Source organism: Candidatus Binatia bacterium (genome assembly GCA_036493895.1).
Classification (GTDB): Bacteria; Desulfobacterota; Binatia; order UBA1149; family CAITLU01; genus DATNBU01.
This window is the reverse complement of sequence record DASXOZ010000025.1, coordinates 1-6,446: the sequence shown is the minus strand read 5'-3', so window position 1 is coordinate 6,446 and position 6,446 is coordinate 1. Positions and strand designations below refer to the sequence as shown.

4 protein-coding genes are annotated in these 6,446 nt (G+C 67.6%); 3 read left to right on the top strand and 1 reads right to left on the bottom strand.

Going from position 1 to position 6,446, the window contains the following annotated elements:
• Nucleotides 1-280: 280 nt before the first annotated feature.
• The gene (locus tag VGK20_06615; GenBank protein HEY2773706.1) at nt 281-817 is read left to right on the top strand and encodes a recombinase A; all 537 of its coding nucleotides are present in this window, start codon (nt 281-283) and stop codon (nt 815-817) included.
• A gap of 28 nt (nt 818-845) precedes the next feature.
• On the opposite strand, the gene VGK20_06610 is transcribed toward VGK20_06615, so the two are convergent.
• Nucleotides 846-1,580, bottom strand: a complete 735-nt coding sequence (locus tag VGK20_06610; protein ID HEY2773705.1) for a hypothetical protein — start codon at nt 1,578-1,580, stop codon at nt 846-848.
• Nucleotides 1,581-1,899: 319 nt separating this feature from the next.
• On the opposite strand from VGK20_06610, the gene VGK20_06605 reads away from it, so the two are divergent.
• Both VGK20_06605 and VGK20_06600 read left to right on the top strand, forming a co-directional pair.
• Nucleotides 1,900-3,654, top strand: a complete 1,755-nt coding sequence (locus tag VGK20_06605; protein ID HEY2773704.1) for a DNA polymerase Y family protein — start codon at nt 1,900-1,902, stop codon at nt 3,652-3,654.
• A gap of 246 nt (nt 3,655-3,900) precedes the next feature.
• Nucleotides 3,901-6,339, top strand: a complete 2,439-nt coding sequence (locus VGK20_06600) for a hypothetical protein (GenBank protein HEY2773703.1) — start codon at nt 3,901-3,903, stop codon at nt 6,337-6,339.
• The last annotated feature ends 107 nt before the right edge of the window (nt 6,340-6,446 follow it).

Below are 6,446 nucleotides of genomic sequence, written 5' to 3'. Positions count from 1 at the left end.
ATTCCTCTGGTGCCTGACCCCATTACTTATCTGTAACTTTCGCCTCTTGTTCGCCTGGGGGCGTTCTGCTAAAGGCGGGGCGGTGGAGCCGGTCCTGCAAAGTCCTGCGCAGAATCCCGCCAGCCCCTCTCCCCGTCAGGACGTCCCGCCCGCGGCGGCGTGGGATGCCGGCGTCCTGGCCGGCCGCCTCGTCGAGCTCACCTGCGGCGGCGAAGCCCTGCTGCGGCCCGCGCAAATCCCCCGACAAATCCCCAACCAAATCCCCAAGAACCCGCCCGCGATGGCCAACATCTGGGACATCTCCCCGCTGCGCGACGCCGGCAGCGCCGCGCTCAGCGCCGCCGCAAGCCTGATGTGGAAGGCCCAGCAGGCAGGAGAGCCCGTCGCGTGGATCAGCGCGCGCGCCTCCACGTTCTTTCCGCCGGATTTCGATGCGTGCGGCATCGATCTTGCCGCGCTCGTCGTCGTGCGCACGACCGATGCCGCGTGCGCGGCGCGCGCCGCCGACAAGCTGCTGCGCTCGGGGGCCTTCGCGCTGGTGATGCTCGACCTCGGCGCCCGCGCGTCGATTTCTTCTGCGCTGGTCAGCCGTCTTCTCGGCCTTGCGCGCAAGCATTGCAGCGCCGTCGTCTTCCTCACCGAAAAATCCGACGACGCCGCATCGCTGTCGCCGATCGTTTCGCTGCGCGTGCGCGCCGAGCGACTGCGAACTTCGTCGGGTCGCTTCACGTGCTCGATCCGCGCACTCAAGGACAAGACCCGAGCGCCGGGATGGACTGTCGAGGAAACGCTGCGCGCGCCGCCGGGCCTGCGCTGAGCACGCAGGCCCGTGCAGCCGCAGCGGCTCAGGATTGTTTTTCGACGCGGAACGGGAACGCGTACTGCTCGCCGTTCCAGTCGACGATCACGGTGACGTCCTGCGGGTAGTAGTTGCTTTGCGATTTGGCGATGACGACGCGCCCGCCCACCGAGCGGCCTGGATCGAGCGTTGTCGTCTGCAGGATCGTCTGCCCGATTCCGGCGAGCGTCGCATCGAGCGACCGCTGCACCGCGTAGATTCCCGCTCCGGCTGCACCGGCCGACAGCGCGCTTCCGGCAATGGCGACGCCCGGATCCTCGTAGTGCTCGTGATAACGGTAGCTGCCGTGCGGCGTATGATAGGTGCCGTGGTAGCTCTGGTCCGAAGCCGCGATCGATGCGGCGACGCCAGCCGCGCCGACCACCGCGAGGCCGACCGATTCGGCCGTGGCCTTGTTGCGCGCTTCGCGCGCCAGATCGTCCGCGGTGAACACCCTCAGGCCCTTGTTCTCCCCAGTGACGACGTGGATGTTCTCGACGCCGAAGTTGGCGGGATGCGCAGAGTTGTTGAACGCAGCAACGCCGAAGACGAGCTTTCCGTTCTCGACACCGAACGGCGTCATCTGCAGAGCGCCGTTATGCTGCACGAGGCTGATCGTTCCCGCGCCGTGATCGTAACGGACGGTGGCGGGCGGGCTCTCCAGAGGGGCGACGTGGTACGTGACAGCGCAACCGGAAAGCAGGACGCCGGTGGCAATGCAGCAAACGATTCGGTTGTTCACGACAGTCTCTCCCCCGGGATCTTCGACGCTGTAGGGCGAAGTCCGTGTGACCATCGACGCGGCCCCCACGCTTTCATTCGAGTGCGCGGGAATCCGGGACGGCTCGAGGATCTCGTCGGCGCGGCTTCTCGCCGGGACGGCAGATTTCCTCCACGCGGTTTCTCACACGCGGTTTCTGAATGGATGCGACTCGTCGGATGCCAAATCCCCGCCCATGGCGGTTTTCTGTTTTCGCCTCTTGTTCGCCACCGGGCTCCCTGCTAGACCGCCCGCGTGACCAGCCGATTCCCGCTACCCCCGGGTATCCCAGGACATCGCCATGCTGGCACGACCCGCAATGGACCGATACGCCTGCATTGACGTCCCCGCGCTGGCCCTGCAGCTGCTGCTGGCCGACCATCCGGACTGGAAAACGTTTCCGGCCGCCGTCGTCGACGCCGACGAGCCGGGAGGCGTTCTTCTCGAAGTCAGCGAAAGAGCATGGAGGTCGCGGCTGCGCCCCGGCATGCGCTACGGCGCCGCCCTCGCGCTCGACGGACGACTGAGAGCCGGCGTCGTCGCTGCAGCGCAGATCGAAGAAGCACGCACGCGCATCGCCGATGCGCTGCGCCGCCACACGCCTCACGTCGAGCCTTCGCGCGAGGAGCCGGGAGTGTTCTGGCTCGACGCCAGCGGGCTGGTGCGCCTGTACGTGAGCGCGCAGGCGTGGGCGAACGCGGTGGCCCGCGCAGTAAACGGCTGCGGTTTCGAAGCCGGCCTTGCCTGCGGCTTCACGCGCTTCGGCAGCTACGCGTTCGCACGCGCGCTGTGCGGCGCTTCGCACCAGGGCCGCGCGGGACCGAAGGCTCGTTCGTCGCGACGTCTGCTCGTTTGCGAAAGCCACGAAGAAGAGAAGCGCCTGGTTGCCGAGGTCGCGCTCGAGCGCCTCGGGATCGATCCGAAGCTGCGCGATGCGATGGCACGTCTCGGCATTGCCACCGTCGGCGATTTCCTGCGCCTTCCTGCCGGCAGCATCGCGCGGCGTTTCGGAGAAGAGGCCGAGCGCCTGCACCGCCGCGCGCGCGGTCAGCAGTGGGACCCGCTCGTACCGGAGCCGGCCAAAGAGCCGTTGCTGCGCTCGGTGATCCTCGAAGATCCCGTCAGTGACCAGGCAATCGTGCTGCTGCTGGTGCGGCGCCTGCTCGCAACGCTGCTGGCGATGCTGGCCTCGCGCGGACAGGCGGCCGCGGCCGTGACGGCAAGGCTTCGCGCAAGTCTCAAACACGAAGCGGCCGCGCTCGAGATCGCGGTGCGTCCGGCCGAGGCGACGCTGGAGGAAGACGTGCTCCTCGACCTGCTGCGGCTTCGCCTGGGCGCCTGCGTTGCAGGAGGGCCGGAGACGGAAAAGCGCCGGCGCGGCGCTTCGTCGTCGTTCATCGAAATCGAGGTCGAGGCCGAGGCCGCAGCGGCCGGGCACGAGCAGCTTCGCCTGTTCCATGACAGAATGGACAGGACGCAGCGCGATCTCGCTGCAGGCTCGCGGGCACTGGCACGGCTTCGCGCCGAGCTCGGCGAGCACGCCGTGGTGCGCGCGGTGCTGCGCGAAGGGCACCTGCCCGAAGCAGGATTTACGTGGGAGCCCGCGGCGACACTCGTCGCACCGTCGGCGCGGGTGGTGCGCACGAGGCCTCTGGTGCGCCGCATCTACGAAAAGCCGATCGCGCTTGCGCCGAAGCCTTTTCGCGAGCGCGACGACTGCTGGATTCCGTCGCTCCTGTACGAGGCCCCGCACGACGCGACGGTCCGCGATGCGCCCGCGGGAAGCGCAAGTCGCACCGTCCCGCGCGAACCCGCCGGCACCGCGCGCACGGCATCGCGCGAACAAAGCAGCGCGGCCGCGCGCACTCCGATCATCCGCAGCGCCGCCCACGGCCGCGTCGACAACATGGACGGTCCCTACATCGTCTCCGGAGGATGGTGGAACCGCGAAGTCCACCGCGAGTACCACTTCGCGCGTACCGAGGACGGCGAGATCCTGTGGGTCTTCTACGACCGGCACAGGCGGCGCTGGTTCCTGGCAGGCAAAGTGGAGTAGACAAGCCGGCGCCATCCCGGTGCCGGGGAAAAGCGGCTGGACATTGGCGCACGCGGTGTAGTAGGTCACAGAACAGGCGGACCGCATTTGCTACGTTGCGCCCGCAACCGGCCCTTCGGGAGAGGACCGTCGCAATCAGCTACTGCATTGTAAGTATTGACGATTGACGTTGACGTTCCGCGCGCTGCGCGCGAACTCGTGCCAAGCCCGGCGCAATCAACAGGCCGGCAGACTGGGGAAAACATGATGCCTTCGAGCCGAAACCGGACCCGTTCGAATCCGTGGCTGCCGTTCGCACTGGTCATCGCCGTTGCCGTCGTCGCGCTGCCGCTGGCCGCCGGTGCGGCCGGGACGCCGGATCAATCGTGCAGGGCGGCCAAGCTCAAAAGCTCCGGCAAGTATGCCGGCGGGCTGCTCGGCTGCGCCGCCAAGGGAGCGCTCGACGGATCCGCGCCCGCGGCCGATTGCGTGAGCAAGTCGTCCGACAAGGTGGCCCCCGCCTTCGACTCGGCGGATTTGAAGAACGGAGCGCCGTGCAACGGTCTCGTGGATTCGTCCACGACCACGGTGGAAACGCTCGCCACCGACGTGGAAGCCGCGGCGCCGCCGGTGAGCGGCGGAGGCAAATGCCCGTCCGCAGTCTACAAGGCCGCCGGCAAGCTCGCGTCCGCCGAGCTCGGCGCGTGGTCGAAGTTCGTGACCAGCGGTGACGGCACCAAGCGCGACGCCACCATCAGCACTGCCACCGTGAAATTCGGCGGCGCCATGACGAAGGCCGAAACGCAGGCCGGCTGCACCGCAACGGGACAGGCCGACGCCGTGCGGGGCGCCGTCGAAGACGGCATCGCGCCGCTGCTCGATTGCATCATCGGCACCAGCGGCAGCTGCGCCGAGAAAAGTGTCGCCGCCACGGGCAGCGTGTCGACCGACTCGAACGGCAGCGGCGCGGATCCTGCGAATCCGGTCACTGCCGTCGTCGAGACTCCGAACGCGGGTGCGGTTGAGCTTCGCATCGTCGATGCCGAAACCGTAGCCGGTTACGACGTTCTCGGCCATACGGTCGAAGTGACGGCGCCCGATGCATCGGCGGCCTCCCCGCTGATCCTGACGTTCACGATCGACGCGTCGATCGTGCCGGTCGATTTCCTGTCCGTGACGATGACTCGCAACGGTGCCGCCGTTGCGGACTGCAGCGGTGCTGCCGGGGTGGCCAGCCCCGACCCCTGCATCCAGTCGCGCGTCGTGCTGCCGGGCGGCGACCTGCGGATCGTCGCGCTCAGCTCCCACGCCAGCAGCTGGTCGCCGGTCGCACCGGTCACAATGGCGGGCAATTACTCGATGCGCTGGCAGATGCATGCTGACAAGGTCGGAAGCGACGTCGCCAGCGAGATCGACGCCGGCTGGAAGGGCCGGATGCACAACCTCGATCCCGTCGACGGCTCTCTGCTCGGCTTCCGGCTGGACTGCCCGTCGACATCGGCGCCGTTCGGCGATTGTACCGTCGCCGGCTTCGACTCGGCGGAAGGCAACTGCCGCTGTGCGAACGATTCGACGAAGTACTGCAACAAGCCTTACGAAAGCGACTCGATGAACTGCGGCGGGGCAGCGTGCACCTGCTTTACGCGGCCGCCGACACCCGCCAGCATCAGCGGCGTCCCCGTATGCATGCTCGGTACTGCAGCCACGAACGCCACGGGAACGTGGAGCCCGGATGACGGTCACGGCCACGTCAAGCTGTACGAGTTGCTGCGGATCCATCTCGGATACCTGCAGCAACAGCCTTGCCCGGTCTGTGTCGGCGATCCGACGCCGAATGACGGGGTTCGCGGAGGAACCTGCGACGTCGGCAACAGCCCGGGTGCGCCGTGCGATGCGAACGGCACCGATCCGACGTTCCCGCCGCCAAGCGGAGGGGCCACGAGCCTGGACTGCCTCCCCTCGTTGGGTTTGAACATCACCGGCCAGGGCATGAAGTTCTCGCGTGACGAAACGACATCGTCCGTTTCGCTCTCGTCGAATCTGCCGTGCTCGGCCGATGCGATGCAGAACTGCCCGTGCGCGGCATGCTCGAGCGACACCACCGTCGGCTGCTCGAGCGACGCGCAGTGCGCGACCCTCGGCTATTCGTGCAGCCTGGACACACAATTGCGCTGCACGATCGATGACGACTGCGCCTCCGTCGATGTCAGCCCCTGCAACGGCATGATTCATCGCTGCCAACATGAGTTGAGCCGCACCTGCACGACCAATAGCGATTGCACGAATGTCGACGTCGGCCCGTGCAAGCTGCCGACTTGCGACGCGGTCGGCTCGGGCGAGCCTACGCTACCGAACGACTGTCCCGGGGCCTGCAACGTCGACCCCGACGGCGAGGGCGTCTGCGCCGATCCGTCCGGATACTTCTACTGCGACGGCTTCGTGGAGGAGGACGGCAGGCCGATTATCCCCTGCAGTAACAACACCGACTGCCAGGACGCCAATAACGCCGGGGCCTGCACGATTGCCGAGCATTCCAACTGCTTTGCGCCGACCATCGCGGCCAGCGGCATCGCCGATCCGGCTTCGCCGCGCACCGTCGCCGCATTCTGCGCCGGCGTGACGGCCAATGTCGGGGCGAACTCTGTCGCAGGGCTCCCGGGACCAGTGCGGATTCGCTCCGACTGGAGCGTGACCTACGCCCCGTAAGGAATAGCCCCCGTTACGGCATGCGCCTGGAACCTGACGAGCCGTCGTCGAGACCGGCGACGGCTGCGGGCGCCGACTGAGACAGCGGACAGTCCGGAACGACATTC